Source organism: Selenomonas ruminantium AC2024 (genome assembly GCF_000687995.1).
GTDB classification, from domain to species: Bacteria; Bacillota; Negativicutes; order Selenomonadales; family Selenomonadaceae; genus Selenomonas_A; species Selenomonas_A ruminantium_B.
The window spans coordinates 2,099,666-2,115,929 of the sequence record NZ_JIAC01000001.1 but is presented as its reverse complement, the minus strand read 5'-3'; the positions used below and the strand labels follow the sequence as shown (position 1 = coordinate 2,115,929).

Here is a 16,264-nt window from a genome sequence, read left to right as displayed (position 1 = left end):
GCAGGAAAAGTTGAAGAAATACGCATTACTGATTATGACCATGTTGTTAGTCGGATTGCTGGCGGGCTGCGGCGGTCAGCAGGAGGCCAAGAAGGACTTGCAGCCCTTGACCATCGGCCTGATGCCGGATACGGATTCCCTGCCGTTTATCATCGCGCAGGAAAAGGGCTACTTTAAGGAAGAAGGTTTGGAGGTCAACATTCAGCAGTACAAGAGTGCTATGGACCGTGATTCGGCGCTCCAGAGCGGCAATCTGGACGGTGCCATTTCCGATATGCTGGCTGTGGCCTTTGCCAAAGACGGCGGTTTCAATGTGAAGGTGACGTCCTTCACCGATGGCAGCTATAAGCTGATTGCAAGCAAGCAGTCCGGGGCTAAATCCGTAGCTGACCTCAAAGGTCAGGATGTAGCGGTTTCCCGCAATACCATCATCGAGTATGTGACCGACCAGATTCTCGCCAAGGAGAATCTGCCGGAAGACAGCATTAACAAAGTGATTATCCCGCAGATTCCCACTCGTTTGGAAATGCTGCAGAATGGCAAGCTCGCGGCTGCTACGCTGCCGGAACCGATGGCCGGCATTGCCGTGCACAATGGCTGCACCTTTGTAACGGGTTCGGATGAATTGGGCATCAATCCTGGCGTCATCATGTTTACGGCCAAGACCACGAACGACAGACGCGCAGAAATTGCCGCTATGTACCGCGCTTATAACAAAGCCGTGGATTATCTCAATAACACGCCGCGGGATGAGTACATTGACCTGATTGTGGAAAAAGGCGGTTTCCCGCCGACGGCCAAGGAGGCTTTGAAGCTTCCTGAGTACCATCATGCAACCCTGCCCAAGGAGAGTGATGTGGTGGACTGCGTGAAGTGGCTGAAGAGCAAGGAACTCATCAAGAAGAATTACACCTATGCCGATTTTGTCGTGGATGTTTTGAACAAGTGATATGATTGCCATTGAAGATTTAGCTGTTGCTTATCAGCGGCAGAAACAAGAACATAACGCATTGCAAAATGTCAGCCTTACCGTTCCGCAAGGAACGGTTTGTGCCGTTATAGGCCCTTCCGGCTGCGGCAAATCCACCTTGCTGAAAGTGGTGGCGGGGCTTATCAAGGATTATACAGGCACGGTGCGCATTAACGGTGGGGAAGTGAGTCCCAAGAACCTGCGTATTGGCTTTATGCCCCAGAACTACGGCTTGCTGCCCTGGCAGACGGTGGCGGAAAACATCCGTCTGGCCTGCCGTATCAAGGACGGCTGGAGCGAGGAGAAGGCGGCTAAGATGGAAGCTCTGTGCCAAAAATTGGGATTGACGGATTTACTCAACCGTTATCCGCAGGAACTAAGCGGTGGCCAGCAGCAGCGGGTGAGCCTTGCCCGCGTGTTTTTGCTGGAACCGGATATTTTGCTAATGGACGAGCCTTTTTCGGCGCTGGATGCCATCACCCGCGAGGAAATGCAGGATGTGTTCCGCGATTTGTGGGAGGAAGCAGGTATTACCACCATGTTGGTGACCCATTACGTGGAAGAAGCCCTGTATCTGGGCCAGCAGATTGTGCTGATGTCTGGCAGCCCTGGCACCGTGGCGGAAGTCATGGAAAACCGCTGGCAGGGCAGCCGCCAGTGGAAGACCACCACGGAATTTTTCGCGAAGAGTCAGGAACTGAAGGAAAAAATCAAGGCCATGGGGGCGCGGACGCTATGATGAAAAAGAGTAAAGTCGTATTGCGGGCCTACCTTTTGGGGATGGTGTTCCTGCTGCTCGCATGGCAGCTGGCGGCCTCGTTGGTACAGCTGCCCATTATTCCCGAACCCTGGCTGGTCTTTGAACGGCTCGGCGAAATCTTTGCTGATAAGATTGCCATTCATGCGGCCTATAGCCTGTGGCGCATCATGGCAGGCATAATGCTGGCGGTGGCCGTGGGTTATCCGCTGGGGATTCTCATGGGGTATTTTGCCAAGGTGGACCGCTATCTGGCACCGCTGGTCTATCTGACCTATCCTGTGCCCAAGATTGCCCTGCTGCCGATTTTAATGCTTCTAGCCGGCATTGGGGAAATGTCCAAAATCATCATGATTTTCCTCATCGTGGTGTTTCAGATTGTGGTGGCCCTGCGGGATGGCATTCGCGCCATTCCGGCGGAGACTTATTATCCGCTCTATTCGCTGGGCGCCAGATTCCGGCAGGTATTCCGTTATATTTTGGTGCCGGCCACCCTGCCCAATTTCATCACCGCCATCCGAGTGGCCATGGCTACGGCGGTGTCGGTGCTGTTCTTCACGGAGACTTTTGGCACCCAGTATGGCATGGGCTATTTTATCATGGATGCCTGGCTGCGGGTGAATTATCTGGAGATGTACACGGGCATTGTGATTCTGAGCCTTATCGGGCTGCTGCTCTTTGGCCTGCTCGACCTCATGGAAGGGCGGCTTTGCCGTTGGCAGATGAAATGAGGTTATGATGAAAAAGTTTGCATTATTTTTGGTCCTGTGTGCCGCGGTATTTGGCCTGCTTTATGGGGCAAAGTTCTGTCGCGACACCTTTGCCCAGACCGACGGCGGACTAGCCGTTGTAACGGTGAACAACTTAGGCCGGACGGATGGGCGGGTTCTGGAGGATGTACAGCGGACGGCAGAGGCTTTTCCTCAGTTCATGGAGGAAATGTTTCAGGTTAAGTTGCAGCGTCCTACGCAAATCTGGGTGGGGGCTGATACCGCCCAATATCAGGAACTCTTAACCAAACGGCTCGGCATGGAGGAGAAAAATGCTCCCCAGAAGGCCCAGTATACCAATGGCCAGTCCTCGGGGCGCAAGGCCATGGTGGCCATTGACGGGACTCGGAAAAAGCTCGGGGACAGCAGTGAGTGCATCAGCACCACGGCCCATGAGCTTTTTCATCAGCTGCAGTATGAGCTCAGCGACGGCCGCAGCGGCTATGAAAATTCCCTGTTCTGGCTGGAGGAGGGCACTGCCGATTACGCCGGTGCGCTTCTCTGTGAAAAGCTGGGCGGACGCTCGGTGGACAAATGGTACCGGGATGCCCGCTTTACGCTGCAGAATGCCAGAAATGTGGCCAGCGTGGGCCAGTTGCAGCACACCACGGAAGCGGAACGGCTCGACATGATGACCACCCAGGCCAAGCATTATACCCTGGCGGATGTCATGACCATGTATCTGCTGAAGCAGTATGGCGGCAGCCAGCCGGAGCAGAAGATTGTGGCCTATTACAAGGGCATGGAAAGGGGCGAGGCCGAGCAGGTCTTTGCCCAGACCTTTGGCGTGGAGCTGCCTGCATTTTTGCAGGAGTTTTCCCAGTGGTGGCAGAAGGAGCTTACGGCACCGGCCGAGGTGGACACGGTTATCCGCCCGGGGGCCAATGAAGCAGTTGCCCGCCAGTTCCTGCAGCAGGTCAATCTTTCGCGCCAGTGGCTCAAAAGAAACTGGGGGCAGGATTTGCACGGCCACTATCAGCTGGTGCTGGTAACGAGCCCCGAGGATTTTGCTGCGGCCATGGAGGAATATTGCCATGTCAGCCGGGAAGAAGCCAAAAAGACGGCAGATGGCAGTGTCTGGGCGGAAAACAACAGCACCGTGTTTGTAAATCTGGCCCGGGTCGAGGACAAACGGCAGGCCATTTTTGTCAGTGGTACCATGATGAGCCGCCTCTTTATGATGCAGCAGTTGGGCAACGATAGCAGTGGTATGGCCTGGCTCTTGCGCGGAGGCAGTTATGTAGCCGGCGTTGGCCGGCTCGTGGATGATGGGCAAGGCACTTTGCCTGCCTACCAAAAGGCCTGGCGCAAGGAACTGCGGCAGAATGCGCCGCTGCCTGCTGTGGACAAACTGCAGACCCCTGAGGAACTGCAGACGGCTATGAACCAGTACGGCAATGACCAGGTCAGCCGCCTCTGCGAGTATGCCGCGGCAGAACTCGTTAACCGCTACGGCTGGGCAAGTCTCTACGCCTGGCAGACGGCCACTCGTCAGTCCGGTGACGGCAGGCAGGCCTTTAGCAAGGTCTTTGGCCTGACACTGGCTGATTTTGCCGCGCAGATTCATTTGATGATTTATTGAGAATCCTGTCGGTTGCGGCGCAAAATACCCTTGAATAGTGCCGCCCACTTGTGCTATACTAGTTACGTTATTTTGAAATTGAACCGCTTAGAAAAGCATTCAAACATTATTGGAGGGCGTAAGTTAATGATTAATAGTACTGATTTTCGCACGGGTTTGACCATTGAAATCGATGGCAACGTTTGGCAGATTGTGGATTTCCAGCATGTAAAGCCGGGTAAGGGCGCTGCTTTCGTGCGCACGAAAATCAAGAACGTAGAGACTGGTGCTGTTGTTGAACGTACGTTCAACCCGAATGAAAAGATGCCGGCTGCTCACCTTGAGACCCGCACCATGCAGTACCTCTATGAAGCTGATGGCATGTACACGTTCATGGATACGGAAACCTATGAACAGAGCGAACTCAACACCGAAACGCTTGGTGATGCTCTGAACTACCTGAAAGAAAACATGGAAGTAAACCTCCAGACTTTCAAGGGCCGCATCATCGGCATCAGCCTGCCGAACTCCGTTAACCTCACCGTTACGGAATGCGAACCCAGCGTTAAGGGCAACACGGCAACGGGCGCAACCAAGATGGCTAAGCTCGAAACGGGCTACGAAGTTCGCGTGCCGCTCTTCATCAACGAAGGCGATGTTCTGCGCATCGATACCCGTACGGGCAACTACATCGAACGCGCATAAGCTAAATTTCCGATGTACGGTGACTGCCGCATCATTTTATGGTGCGGCAGTTTTATTATCTTTGTATTTTGCCTGCCAATAATTTCTCGTTAACCTGTATAAACTTGCATAAATTTGCAGGAATTTGCCTATTTATTCGCGAAAGTATGTTATAATAGTGATAGATTGTGTGAGTCGTATAGTATGGAGGGATTTGTAATGGATCAGGCAAATGAAATGGTAAAGAAAGACAATTCTCTGGGCTCAATCCGCATCGCCGATGAAGTGGTCAGCATTATCGCTGGTCTGGCTGCTACGGAAGTAGAAGGCATTGCCGGCATGAGCGGCGGTATCGCCGGCGGCATTGCTGAGATGCTGGGCCGCAAGAATTTTGCCAAGGGCGTAAAGGTCGAAGTAGGCGAAAAAGAAGCAGCTGTAGATCTCTATATTATCGTAAAATACGGTGTACGCATTCCGGATGTAGCTCTGGCTGCTCAGGAAAACGTCAAGCAGGCCATTGAGAATATGACGGGCCTTTCCGTGGTGGAAGTCAATATCCATGTACAGGGCGTAGGCTTCCCGGACGAAGAAGAGACCAAAGAAGAGGTACGCGTCCGCTAAGGCGAAGGAGCGGAAAGAGGCGTAGTCTATGAGTATAATCAATCGGTTTTTGTTATTGCTGTTGTCCCTGTCTGGGCTTGCCCTTTCAGGGGCTGTTCTGGCGGCGGCCTTGCAGGTCCTGCCGGAAAATATCTGGCTCAAACAGATTCACTTTGCTTTGGTGCAGAAGGAAACACTGGTCATCTGTGCAGTTGCTTTGCTGATTTGCCTTAAGCTCCTGCTGGCGGTGTTTTCCCGCAAGGCTGGCGAACCTTCTACCAGCAAGGGTGAGTATGTGATTGATGCAGGCCCCAAGGGTGAAGTGCGGGTGGCTTTGGAAGCCATGCGCAGTTTAGCTGACCGCATGGCCCGTGAAGTTCATGGCGTGCGGGATGCCAGGGTGCGCATCAAGGCCAAAAATCCGAAGGACGGAGCGGCCAGCCTGTCTCTGGATGTGGATTTGTCCGTGGGCCGGGAGGCTGATGTTTCCGTGGTGGCCAAGACGCTGACGGAGCGGGTGCAGGAACATTTCCGCCGCACCATGGCGCTGGAGGATATGCCGGTGAATGTGGTGGTGTCGGAGGTTTCCGATGCCGAGCCGGAAAAGAAGCATCGTGTGGTTTAAGGCGGTGAAGGCATAGTGAAGGAAGAATGCGGAAAAATATTGACCGAGCTATGGCAGAATCACCGCGGCAAGACCTGCGGTCTTTTGGTTGGCCTGCTCTTTGGCACAGCGGTGCTGTGCTTTGGCTTTTGGCAGACCTTCTTTGTGATTTGCTGCGGCCTTATCGGCCTGTTTATCGGCTTGCAGCTGGACAATGGGGAGGATGCCGTAGAGAACATGCGTGAAAGAGCATGGCGTCTCTTGGAGCGTTTTCAGCGCTGAATGGCGCATTGGTATATATTAAGATTTAAGGAAGGTAAGTAATGAGTCGTAGACAAGCAAGGGAAGCAGCCCTGCAGGCGCTTTTCCAGTTAGATTTGAATCATGGTGAGGAAGGCCAGCAGGAGCAGTATGAGACTCTCGCTATTGACACGGTTCTGGGTGAAGCAGAGAAGATGAGCGCCCATGACCGGGAGTTTGTAAATACACTGGTGCACGGCACCCGGGCGCATTTAGCAGAGATTGACAGCCTGATTGCCGCCAGCTCCAAAGATTGGAAAATCGAGCGCATGGCAACGGTGGACCGCAATATTACGCGGCTGGCAGCCTTCGAGATTCGTTTCTCCGAGGAAAAGCTCACGCCCAATATTGCCATTAATGAAGCTGTGGAACTGGCGAAAAAGTATGGTACGGATGATTCCAGCCGTTATGTCAACGGCATTCTGGGCGCAATGATGAAAGCTCAGTAATTGACAATGACTGCCAGACCCAAAGAGGGGCTGGCAGTTTCGTGTGTATGGGGGACGGTATGGCAGTTCATTCTGTCAGCGATGTCAATCGCTATCTAAAAGACCTGCTGGCGCGGGAGCCGCTTTTAAGCGGCCTGTCCGTGCGGGGGGAGATTTCCAATTTCAAACAGTATCCTTCCGGTCATTGTTACTTCACCTTGAAGGACGCAAATTCGGCGCTCAAATGTGTGATGTTCCGGAGCCGGGCCCAATACCTGCGCTTTCTGCCGCAAAACGGCATGCAGGTGGTGGCAGGCGGCACCATTTCCGTCTACGAGCGGGACGGCGTCTATCAGCTCTATGTGGACAGCCTGATGCCAGAAGGCACAGGGGATTTGGCGTTAGCCTTCGAGCAGCTCAAGAAAAAACTTTCGGCAGCAGGCCTCTTTGACCAGTCAAGAAAGCAGCCGTTGCCTGCTTTCCCTAAGAAAATCGGCGTGGTCACGAGCCCTGCCGGAGCGGTGCTGCGGGATATCTACCGGGTATCCAAGCGGCGCTGGCCTTCGGTACAGCTCGTGCTCTATCCCGTACAGGTGCAGGGGGAAGGTGCCGCAGAACAGATTGCCCGCGGCATTGACTTTTTCGCGGAAGAATATGCCGTGGATGTGATTATTGCCGGCCGCGGGGGCGGCTCGATGGAGGACCTTTGGGCCTTTAACGAGGAGCCTGTGGTGCGGGCGATTGCGGCCTGCCCGGTGCCCTTGATTTCGGCGGTGGGCCATGAGACGGACTTTACGCTGGCGGATTTTGCCGCTGATGTGCGGGCGGCAACCCCCTCCCAGGCCGCAGAACTTGCCGTGCCGGACCGTGCAGAAGTCAAGCGTCAAGTGGAGAATTTGACAAGTCAATTGACCCGTCAAATGCGGCGGGAAATTGACCTGCGCCGCCAGCGCCTTGACCATGTGCTTCAGAGCCGCGTTATGCGTCAGCCGCAAAGCATGCTGGCGGAACGGCGGCAGCGGCTGGACTTCTTACTGGCGGGCCTGCAGAATACGACCAAGCAGGAACTGCAAAATAAGTCCCATGGTTTGAAACTGCTCCTAAACCGTCTGGCGGCCATCAATCCGGCGGCGGTTCTCGGCCGTGGCTACGGCATTGTGACGAAGCAGGACAAATTGGTGAGCAGTATAAATGCCGTGGAAATTGATGATGAAATACAGCTAAGCCTTACCGACGGCAGTCTCAAGGCAAGGGTTTTGGCAAAGACAGGGAAGGGTGAAGGTTAATGCCACGCAAGAAAGAACTTTCCTTTGAGGAATCGCTGACGAAGCTTGAAGCCATCGTCAAGGAGATGGAAAGCGGCGACAGCAGCCTCAAGGATTTAATGGATAACTATACCGAGGGCATGAAGCTGGGCGAAGCCTGTCTCAAGGAACTGGCCAAAGCCGAAGCTGCCATGGATGTAGTCGTGAATACAGACAACGGAAAAATCGTAGAACGCGAACTTACAATAGAGGGAGAATGACAATGGAGTTTAAGAAAATCTGGCAGGAACGCAGTGCCTTGGTAGAAGCACAGCTGGTAAAAGAACTGAATGAAGCAAATCCTTTGGATAAGACGCTCTGCGAGTCCATGAAGTACAGCCTTATGGCAGGCGGCAAGCGCCTGCGCCCTATTTTGGTTATGGCTGCTGCTGATGCAGTAGGTGCTAAGGGCACGGACTATCTCACCACAGGCTGCGCCATGGAGATGATTCATACCTATTCCCTGATTCACGACGATTTGCCCGCCATGGATGATGATGACTACCGCCGCGGCAAGCTCACCAACCATAAGGTCTATGGTGCCGGCATGGCAACACTTGCCGGGGATGCACTGCTGACTCTGGCCTTTGAAGTGATGTTACGCCAGCAGGGTGTCAGCGCTGATACCCTTGTACGTGTGGTACGCGAAATCAGCACGGCGGCCGGCCCGGACGGCATGGTAGGCGGTCAGGCCCTGGATATGGAATCTGAGGACAAGCAGATTTCCATGGAAACCATGAAGAACATTCATCTGGGCAAGACCGGGGCGCTCTTCCGTGCAGCTATCCGCAGCGGCGCCATTTTGGGCGGCGCCAGCGAAGAAGCACTGGCGGCGCTGACGGTTTATGCCGACAACTTCGGCTTGGCCTTCCAGATTACCGACGATATTCTGGATGTCATTGGGGATGAATCCGTAATCGGCAAACCGGTAGGCAGTGACGAGAAAAACCATAAGTCCACCTATGTGACGCTGACTTCTCTGGAAGAAGCGCAGAAGCTGGCGCAGGATGCTGTGGACACGGCGATAGATGCCTTGAAGATTTTCGGCGGGGAAGCGGATTTCCTGCGGGAACTGGTAGCCTATCTGGTGAAACGCAATAAATAATGGGGAAGTGCGGATAATGATGTATCCATTACTGGAAAAAATTAAGGAACCGGCAGATATCAAGCGCTACAGCGTAAGCGAATTGGAACGTCTGGCCAAGGAACTGCGGGAATTTATCGTGGCCACTGTAGCGGAAAATGGTGGGCATCTGGCACCGAGCCTGGGGACGGTGGAACTGACCCTGGCTATGTATAGTGTCTTCAACTTTCCCAAGGATAAATTGATTTGGGATGTAGGCCATCAGGCTTACAGCCATAAGATTCTCACGGGCCGCCGGGAAAGATTCCATACCCTGCGGCAGAAGGGCGGCATCACAGGCTTTCCCAACCGTGCGGAATCGGATTACGATGCGTTTGGTGTCGGTCATGCCAGCACTTCCATATCGGCGGCGCTGGGGATGGCCGTTTCCCGGGATTTAAGCGGCCGCAAAAACGAGGTTATCGCCGTTATCGGTGATGGCGCGCTGACCGGCGGTGAGGCCTTTGAGGCGCTCAATCAGGCCGGTGATTTGGGCAGCAAATTAATCGTCATCCTCAACGATAACGAAATGAGTATTGACAAAAATGTGGGCGGCCTTAGCGATTATCTCTCCCGCATCCGCATTACGCCTCAATATAACAAGGCCAAGAAGGATATGGGCAATCTCCTCATGAGCATTCCCCATATCGGGGACAAGGCGTTCCGCACGGCGCAGGTCGTTAAAGACAGCGTGCGGGCTGCTTTGGTGCCTGGCGGTATCTTTGAGGAACTGGGATTCCATTATATCGGCCCGGTGGACGGCCATAATATCAGCCTGCTGCAGGAACTTTTCGAGCGGGTACGCGAGATGGACGGGCCTATATTGATTCATGTCCATACCAAGAAGGGCAAGGGCTATGCTCCTGCGGAAATGGAGCCGGATAAGTTCCATGGCATTGGCAAATTCGACCAGCAGACGGGCAAGTGCCCGCCCAAGACCGGTGCCCCTTCGTATACTTCTGTATTCAGCAAGGCACTGATTGAACTGGCGGCACAGAACAGCAACATCACAGCCATTACGGCGGCCATGCCCAGTGGCACAGGGCTGAAAGCCTTTGGCGAGGAATACCCGAACCGCTTCTTTGATGTGGGCATTGCCGAGGAACATGCGGTGACGCTGGCGGCAGGCATGGCCGCTGACGGCAAGCATCCGGTGGTGGCGCTTTATTCCACCTTTGCCCAGCGGGCCTATGACCAGCTCATGCATGATGTGTGTCTGCAGAATCTGCCGGTGACGCTTTGCCTTGACCGGGCAGGGCTCGTCGGTGCTGACGGGCCAACTCATCATGGTGCCTTTGACTTGTCATACCTGCGGCATATGCCTAATATGACGGTATTCGTGCCGAAGGATGAGGCGGAGCTAAGAGATATGTTGGCCAAGGCTGTCAGCATGGACAGCCCCACGGCGGTGCGTTACCCTAGAGGCACCGGCAAGGGTGTGGAACTTGCGGCAGGTTTTCAGGATATTCCCGTGGGCAAGGCGCAGCTTCTGCGGGAGGGCAGAGATGTGGCCATCTTAGGTGTCGGCCCCCTGCTCTACAAGGCCGAGGAAGCGGCAGAGCTCCTGCAGCAGCAGGGTATCTCTGCGGCGGTTGTGAATATGCGATTTGTAAAGCCTTTGGATGAAGAGATGATTCGCCGTCTGGCTCATGTGAAGCTCATGGTAACGGTGGAGGAAAACAGCATTGCCGGCGGTTTCGGTTCGGCGGTGGCAGAGTTTTTGATGGACAGCGGTATGAACCGCCAGCTTGACCTGCTGCGGCTGGGATTGCCCGATAAGTTTATTGAGCAGGGCACCCAGGAAGAACTGCTGACCCTCTGCGGCCTGCAGCCGGAGCAGATGGCAGCGAAGATAAAGGAAAGATTGAACTAATGGCAAAACAGAGACTGGATATACTTTTGGTGGAACGCGGCCTGGCAGGCAGCCGGGAACGGGCCAAGCGCATGATTATGGCGGGCGAAGTTCTCGTGGATAATCAGAAGGTGGACAAGGCCGGGGCCACGGTAAAGGCCGAGGCGGAAATCCGCCTGCTCGGCAATGATATTCCCTATGTGAGCCGGGGCGGTTTGAAACTGGCCAAGGCCATGCAGGAATTTGGTGTGGAAATCACGGGCAAGCGCTGCGCCGACATCGGTGCCTCTACCGGTGGCTTTACGGATTGCATGCTTCAGAATGGGGCGGTGCAGGTCTTTGCCATCGATGTGGGCTACGGTCAGCTGGCCTGGAAACTGCGCACGGATGAGCGGGTGGTGAACATGGAACGCACCAACATCCGCAATGTGACGCCTGATGATATCGGCACACTGCTGGACTTTGCGTCCATTGACGTGGCCTTTATCTCGCTGACAAAGGTGCTGCCGGTTACCCATACCCTGCTGAATGACAACGGAGAAGTGGTGGCACTTATTAAGCCCCAGTTTGAAGCAGGGCGCGAGAACGTGGGCAAGAAGGGTGTTGTGCGTGACCCGAAAGTCCATGAAGAAGTTATCCGCAAGGTTACAGAATTTGCGCGGGAGCTGGGCTTTGTTACCATGGCCCTGACTTTTTCCCCGGTGAAGGGGCCCGAAGGCAATATTGAATATCTCATTCGTCTGTCCAAAGACGGAAGCCAGGAAGATACGGTAACGGAGGAACGCATTGTTACCGTGGTGGCGGAAGCCCACGGCGAACTGGATAAATAAATCTCCCTAAGGAGCGGTGTCTATGCCAATCAAAACCATAGCTATATTTCCCAATGTGAGCAAGCCGCAGTCTCCGGAAGTGTTGCGGCGGATTATGAAATTTTATCAGGATAAGGATGTACGCCTGATGCTCCCCGTGGACGAGTCCCGCTATTTTGATTTGGAATCTTTAGGTGTGTCCGATATCGAAAAGGAGCCGGCTGATATTGCGCTGTCCATTGGCGGGGATGGTACTCTGCTCGGTGTCTGCCGCCGTTATGGTGCCATGGCCGTGCCGGTCTGCGGCATCAACATAGGCACGTTGGGCTTTATGGCCGATATTGAACTAAGCGAGCTTGAGACAAAGCTGCAAAAACTTCTGGATGGAGACTACCGCATTGAACACCGCCTGCTGTTGGCAGGATTTGCCAAGTCCGACGGCGAGGAGCGTTTCTTAGGTCATGCCATCAATGACGTGGTGGTGACCAAGGGCGGCGTAGCCCGTATGCTGCATTTGGGCCTGTCCATCAATGAATCGCATCTGATGGATTACAAGGCAGACGGCGTAATCGTGTCCTCGCCCACAGGTTCTACGGCCTACTCCCTGTCCGCAGGCGGGCCCATTATGAGTCCGTCCATTCAGGCACTGCTAGTGACACCTATCTGCGCCCATACCTTTAATATGCGGCCGCTGGTAGTGGGGCAGGATGATGTGGTGCATATCAAGATTGCCGCCATCCATCAGGATATCATCGTGACCTTTGACGGTCAGGAGAGCTTCCGCCTGCTGCCTGGGGATGAGGTTACGGTGATGAAGTCCACCGTCAGCGCCGGTATCATCAAATTCGAGGACAAGGACTATTATCAGATTTTAAGGACGAAACTTTGGAAGAACAATGGGGTGGAGTAATGACTACAGCAAGCAAACGGGAAGGTGAGAGCGTGAAAAGTGTGCGACAGGCCGTGATTAAGAATATTATTGAATCTCAGATTATCGAAACCCAGGAGGATTTGGCCGATGCCTTGCGTCAGCAGCGTATCAAGGTGACCCAGGCCACAGTGTCCCGGGATATCAAGGAAATGATGCTGATTAAGGTTCCGACCGGGGATGGCCGTTACCGCTATGCTTATCCTATGCAGAACACCGTCATTTTCACGGAGGAGCGCATGCAGCGCTTATTCCAGGATACGGTAATTCATTGCGATTACAGCGAAAACATCGTTGTGGTCAAGACCCTGCCTGGCGGTGCCAACACTGTCGCTTCGGCCCTTGACCATGCTAACTGGCCCGAAGTGCTGGGGACGGTAGCCGGGGATGATAACATCTTTATCATCGTCAAGCCCAAAGCTGCTGCCAAGACCGTTACGGAGCGTCTTACGTCTTTCTTGCAGTAAAGGAGCGGGCTGGCAATGCTGAAAACATTAACGGTTTGGAATTTTGCCCTGCTCGAACATGTGCAGGTGGAGTTCGGTGAAGGCCTCAACATCCTGACGGGTGAAACCGGTGCAGGTAAATCCATTTTGATTGATGCGTTGGGGGCTATTTTAGGACAGCGGGTATCTTCGGATGCCATTCGTACCGGCTGTGACTGGCTGCGTGTGGAAGCCGTCTTTACACTGGATGATGAGTCCCTGGGGCTGCACGAGCTGCTCGCGGGGCAGGCCATTGACGATTCGGAAGGACTTTTAATCATCACCCGGCAGGTTACCAAAGGCGGCCGCAGTATGGTGCTGGTGAACGGCTGCCATGTGACCTTGACCATCCTCAAGCAAATTGGTGCCTTCCTTGTGGATATTCATGGGCAGAATGAAAATTTGGCCCTGCTCAAAGAAGAAAGCCAGTTTGCCCTGCTCGATAATTATGACCCGGATTTGACGGAGGCTCTGGCTGCTTACCGGCAGACCTATGGCCTTTGGAAAGGGAAGAAGCAGGAACATGCAGAAAAGGAGCAGTCTGCCCGCGAATATGCCCAGCGCCTGGATATGCTGCGCTGGCAGGACAAGGAAATCAGCGAGGCAGAGCTCAAGGAAAACGAGGACGAGGAATTAGAGGCGGAAATCCGCAAGCTGTCCCATGCGGAAAAGATTGCCGGCTTTGTGGAAGAATCCTATAATCTTCTGGATGTGGGCACGGGAAATGGCAGTGCCGTGCTGACGGCTGTGGCCAAGGTCAAGAAGAACCTTGAGGACATGAGCCGCTATGATGACAACCTAGCCAACACCTATACCATGGTGGAGGAGGCCTATATCTCCCTGCAGGAAGCGGCGGGTGAGCTGCGTGATTACGGCGAGTCTTTGGAATTCCAGCCGGCTAAGCTCGATAAGCTGCAGAACCGCATGGATGTCATTGACCGCCTGTGCCGCAAATACGGTGCCACCATTGCCGATGTTCTCGAACATCAGCAAAAGGTTCAGCAGGAGCTTATGGACATCGAAAATTACGATGAGGATATGGCAAAGCTCGAAAGAGAAATTGCCGCTCTGGAAGAAAAGCTGCGGCAAAAGGCAGAGCACTTGACGAATCTTCGTCAGCGGGCGGCAGGAGAGCTTGCCAGTGCCATTGGCGGCCAGCTGGTAGCTTTGGGCATGCCGCAGGCAGCCTTCCATATCCGGGTGGAACCGGCAGAAAAATATCTGGGCAATGGTGCCGATACGGTGGCCATGTACTTTTCCGCCAATCCCGGCGAGGAGGAGAAGCTCCTGTCCAAGGTGGCTTCCGGCGGTGAGCTTTCGCGTATCGCGCTGGCCATCAAGACGGTGGCGGCTTCACGGGATTCCTCCGTGCCGAGCATGGTCTTTGACGAAATCGACACGGGTATCGGCGGCCGCACGGCTCAGATGGTGGCCGAACGCATTGCACTCGTGGCGCAGTACAAACAGGTGCTCTGCATTACGCATCTGCCGCAGATTGCCTGCATGGCGGACAATCACCTCTACATTGCCAAGACCAGTGCCGGAGATTCTACGGTGACGCAGGTACGGCCGCTCTCCGAGCGCGAGCGCATCAGCGAAATCGCCCGTATGGCTTCCGGCGTGGATGTGACGACGGCTTCTCTCGATAATGCCAAGGAAATGGTGAGCCATGCGAAGCTTACCAAGCAGAAATTTGCAAACGATAAAGTCGGATGAGGATAATCATTCAGCCTAAAAGACGCCCGGTGGCGGATAATACATTTCCTCTGCTTATGCAGGCTTGCCTAACGCGACGGAAATGCATTATCCGCCACCGGGCTTTATTGTGTGCAGGAACAGAAACTTTAAGTATACAGTGAATAACTATTGCGAAAATTATTATTATACGGTAAAATGGGACTAGAGAACTAAATAGACAAGAGGATTAGAAAAGGACGAGTTCATAATGAAGCCGTCACGACAACAGCGGTTTCGGGTGGATCTGGAATCGATAAGATTCGACCGGCAAGTAGTCACTGAGAAAGCGAGGGATTACTGTGGAAAATTTTTATCGATGGCTGTTGTCTGCTTCCTGGGCTGAGCGTCTGAGAGCCTATGCTTATATCGAGAAGGACTTGCGGCATCAGAAACGCTGGGTGATGAACGAGGACAAGTGGGAGGATATGAAGATGCTTGTGGGGCAGATTCTCTCCATTCACTTCAAAAAGTACCCGGCCAAAGATGTGGTAGAGTTTTCTCAGAGGATTAGCAGGTTATATCAGTTGTTGTTGGCGCCCATGTCCGAGGAGAAGAGCCGCAACCATGTAATCAGCAAGAACTTGCTGATGGATATCTATGATGAGGATGATATTGCTGCCCGTCAGGCAATACAAGCGTTCTTTCATCAGAAGCGTTGTCAGGAAAATCATTCGGTGCTCGACAATCTGTTCCGATGCTACGAGTATATGATGGACCTGGCGATGAGCCGATATATGGCCGTAACGGTATAAAGATAGCAGCCCGCAGGAAAAACTGCGGACTGTTATTTTTTTATTTTTTTTGCTTGGGAGGCAGGAAAAATTTTTCTCCTTAGAAGAATAGGGGAGAAGGAAAAGCAGGGAAAAGTCAAGACTGGTTATCAAAAATTTACCATGCTATACTTTCAAATGTGTGATTTTTCCGCTGGAAAACTGGGAGTTTTACTATGAAATCTTTGCGAGTCATGCCCAAAGGGCACAGAGTCGCTTAGATTTCGTGTAAGGGCGTAGTGCGAAATACTGTTTCGCACGAAGTTTTGTAAGGAGGCTTTGACTTATGACAATGGATACACAGGGGAAGGAATTGGCGTGTATCGAGCGTTTGGGAACGCTGTGCGCCATGAGTGAATGGACGGAGGATCAGCTGGAGGATATGCTGAACATGCTGCGGGATTACGGTGCCAGCTGTGAGTATGACGGCTACCGTACCGGCTATGACGAAGGCTACAACATGGCTTTGGCTGACGCCGTGGAAGCCGCTCAGCGTGTCAGCGTCGGTTAAGGATGTTGACAGGTCAAGGGATAATCAGTATAATTAGTAGCAGGTAATAAGTCTGGCACAGTTCTGACGGT

19 protein-coding genes are annotated in these 16,264 nt (G+C 53.5%); all 19 read left to right on the top strand.

What is annotated here, in order from left to right:
- The first annotated feature begins 34 nt into the window (after nt 1-34).
- The 19 genes from P157_RS0110080 to P157_RS0109990 all read left to right on the top strand — a co-directional run bounded on the left by P157_RS0110080 (nt 35) and on the right by P157_RS0109990 (nt 16,193).
- Nucleotides 35-949 (top strand): MetQ/NlpA family ABC transporter substrate-binding protein, encoded by a 915-nt coding sequence (locus P157_RS0110080; protein WP_037368773.1) that lies wholly within the window; start codon nt 35-37, stop codon nt 947-949.
- A gap of 1 nt (nt 950) precedes the next feature.
- Nucleotides 951-1,709 carry an ABC transporter ATP-binding protein gene (locus P157_RS0110075; RefSeq protein ID WP_026760880.1) on the top strand — a complete coding sequence of 253 codons (759 nt, stop codon included), beginning with the start codon at nt 951-953 and terminating at the stop codon, nt 1,707-1,709.
- Complete coding sequence (locus P157_RS0110070; protein WP_371262973.1) at nt 1,709-2,458, top strand: ABC transporter permease; 750 nt, start codon at nt 1,709-1,711, stop codon at nt 2,456-2,458. Before P157_RS0110075 ends, P157_RS0110070 begins: the two co-directional genes overlap by 1 nt.
- 4 nt (nt 2,459-2,462) lie before the next feature.
- On the top strand, nt 2,463-4,079 hold the full coding sequence (locus P157_RS0110065) for a hypothetical protein (protein ID WP_155266739.1): 1,617 nt from the start codon (nt 2,463-2,465) through the stop codon (nt 4,077-4,079).
- Between the two features lie 126 nt (nt 4,080-4,205).
- Complete coding sequence (gene efp, locus P157_RS0110060; protein ID WP_026760877.1) at nt 4,206-4,763, top strand: elongation factor P; 558 nt, start codon at nt 4,206-4,208, stop codon at nt 4,761-4,763.
- A 198-nt stretch (nt 4,764-4,961) separates the two neighbouring features.
- Complete coding sequence (locus P157_RS0110055) at nt 4,962-5,363, top strand: Asp23/Gls24 family envelope stress response protein (RefSeq protein ID WP_026760876.1); 402 nt, start codon at nt 4,962-4,964, stop codon at nt 5,361-5,363.
- Nucleotides 5,364-5,391: 28 nt separating this feature from the next.
- Nucleotides 5,392-5,967 carry an alkaline shock response membrane anchor protein AmaP gene (amaP, locus tag P157_RS0110050; protein WP_026760875.1) on the top strand — a complete coding sequence of 192 codons (576 nt, stop codon included), beginning with the start codon at nt 5,392-5,394 and terminating at the stop codon, nt 5,965-5,967.
- Nucleotides 5,968-5,982: 15 nt separating this feature from the next.
- Nucleotides 5,983-6,228 carry a DUF2273 domain-containing protein gene (locus P157_RS0110045; protein ID WP_026760874.1) on the top strand — a complete coding sequence of 82 codons (246 nt, stop codon included), beginning with the start codon at nt 5,983-5,985 and terminating at the stop codon, nt 6,226-6,228.
- Between the two features lie 41 nt (nt 6,229-6,269).
- Entirely contained in the window at nt 6,270-6,695 is a 426-nt protein-coding gene (gene nusB / locus P157_RS0110040) for a transcription antitermination factor NusB (RefSeq protein ID WP_026760873.1), read from the top strand.
- A 59-nt stretch (nt 6,696-6,754) separates the two neighbouring features.
- Nucleotides 6,755-7,960 carry an exodeoxyribonuclease VII large subunit gene (gene xseA, locus P157_RS0110035; protein WP_026760872.1) on the top strand — a complete coding sequence of 402 codons (1,206 nt, stop codon included), beginning with the start codon at nt 6,755-6,757 and terminating at the stop codon, nt 7,958-7,960.
- Nucleotides 7,960-8,199: an exodeoxyribonuclease VII small subunit gene (xseB, locus tag P157_RS0110030; RefSeq protein ID WP_026760871.1), complete on the top strand. Its 240-nt coding sequence runs from the start codon at nt 7,960-7,962 to the stop codon at nt 8,197-8,199. The genes xseA and xseB overlap by 1 nt, the downstream gene beginning before the upstream one ends.
- Nucleotides 8,196-9,083, top strand: a complete 888-nt coding sequence (locus tag P157_RS0110025; protein WP_026760870.1) for a polyprenyl synthetase family protein — start codon at nt 8,196-8,198, stop codon at nt 9,081-9,083. The genes xseB and P157_RS0110025 overlap by 4 nt, the downstream gene beginning before the upstream one ends.
- A 19-nt stretch (nt 9,084-9,102) precedes the next feature.
- Entirely contained in the window at nt 9,103-10,974 is a 1,872-nt protein-coding gene (gene dxs, locus P157_RS0110020) for a 1-deoxy-D-xylulose-5-phosphate synthase (protein ID WP_026760869.1), read from the top strand.
- Nucleotides 10,974-11,783: a TlyA family RNA methyltransferase gene (locus P157_RS0110015; RefSeq protein WP_026760868.1), complete on the top strand. Its 810-nt coding sequence runs from the start codon at nt 10,974-10,976 to the stop codon at nt 11,781-11,783. Before dxs ends, P157_RS0110015 begins: the two co-directional genes overlap by 1 nt.
- A gap of 22 nt (nt 11,784-11,805) precedes the next feature.
- Entirely contained in the window at nt 11,806-12,672 is an 867-nt protein-coding gene (locus tag P157_RS0110010) for an NAD(+)/NADH kinase (RefSeq protein ID WP_230578474.1), read from the top strand.
- A 32-nt stretch (nt 12,673-12,704) separates the two neighbouring features.
- A complete protein-coding gene (gene argR / locus P157_RS0110005; protein ID WP_026760866.1) occupies nt 12,705-13,157 on the top strand; it encodes an arginine repressor in 453 nt (150 codons plus the stop codon).
- 15 nt (nt 13,158-13,172) lie between these two features.
- The gene (recN, locus tag P157_RS0110000) at nt 13,173-14,891 is read left to right on the top strand and encodes a DNA repair protein RecN (protein WP_026760865.1); all 1,719 of its coding nucleotides are present in this window, start codon (nt 13,173-13,175) and stop codon (nt 14,889-14,891) included.
- Nucleotides 14,892-15,211: 320 nt separating this feature from the next.
- The gene (locus P157_RS0109995; RefSeq protein ID WP_026760864.1) at nt 15,212-15,664 is read left to right on the top strand and encodes a hypothetical protein; all 453 of its coding nucleotides are present in this window, start codon (nt 15,212-15,214) and stop codon (nt 15,662-15,664) included.
- 304 nt (nt 15,665-15,968) lie between these two features.
- A complete protein-coding gene (locus tag P157_RS0109990; RefSeq protein ID WP_026760863.1) occupies nt 15,969-16,193 on the top strand; it encodes a hypothetical protein in 225 nt (74 codons plus the stop codon).
- The last annotated feature ends 71 nt before the right edge of the window (nt 16,194-16,264 follow it).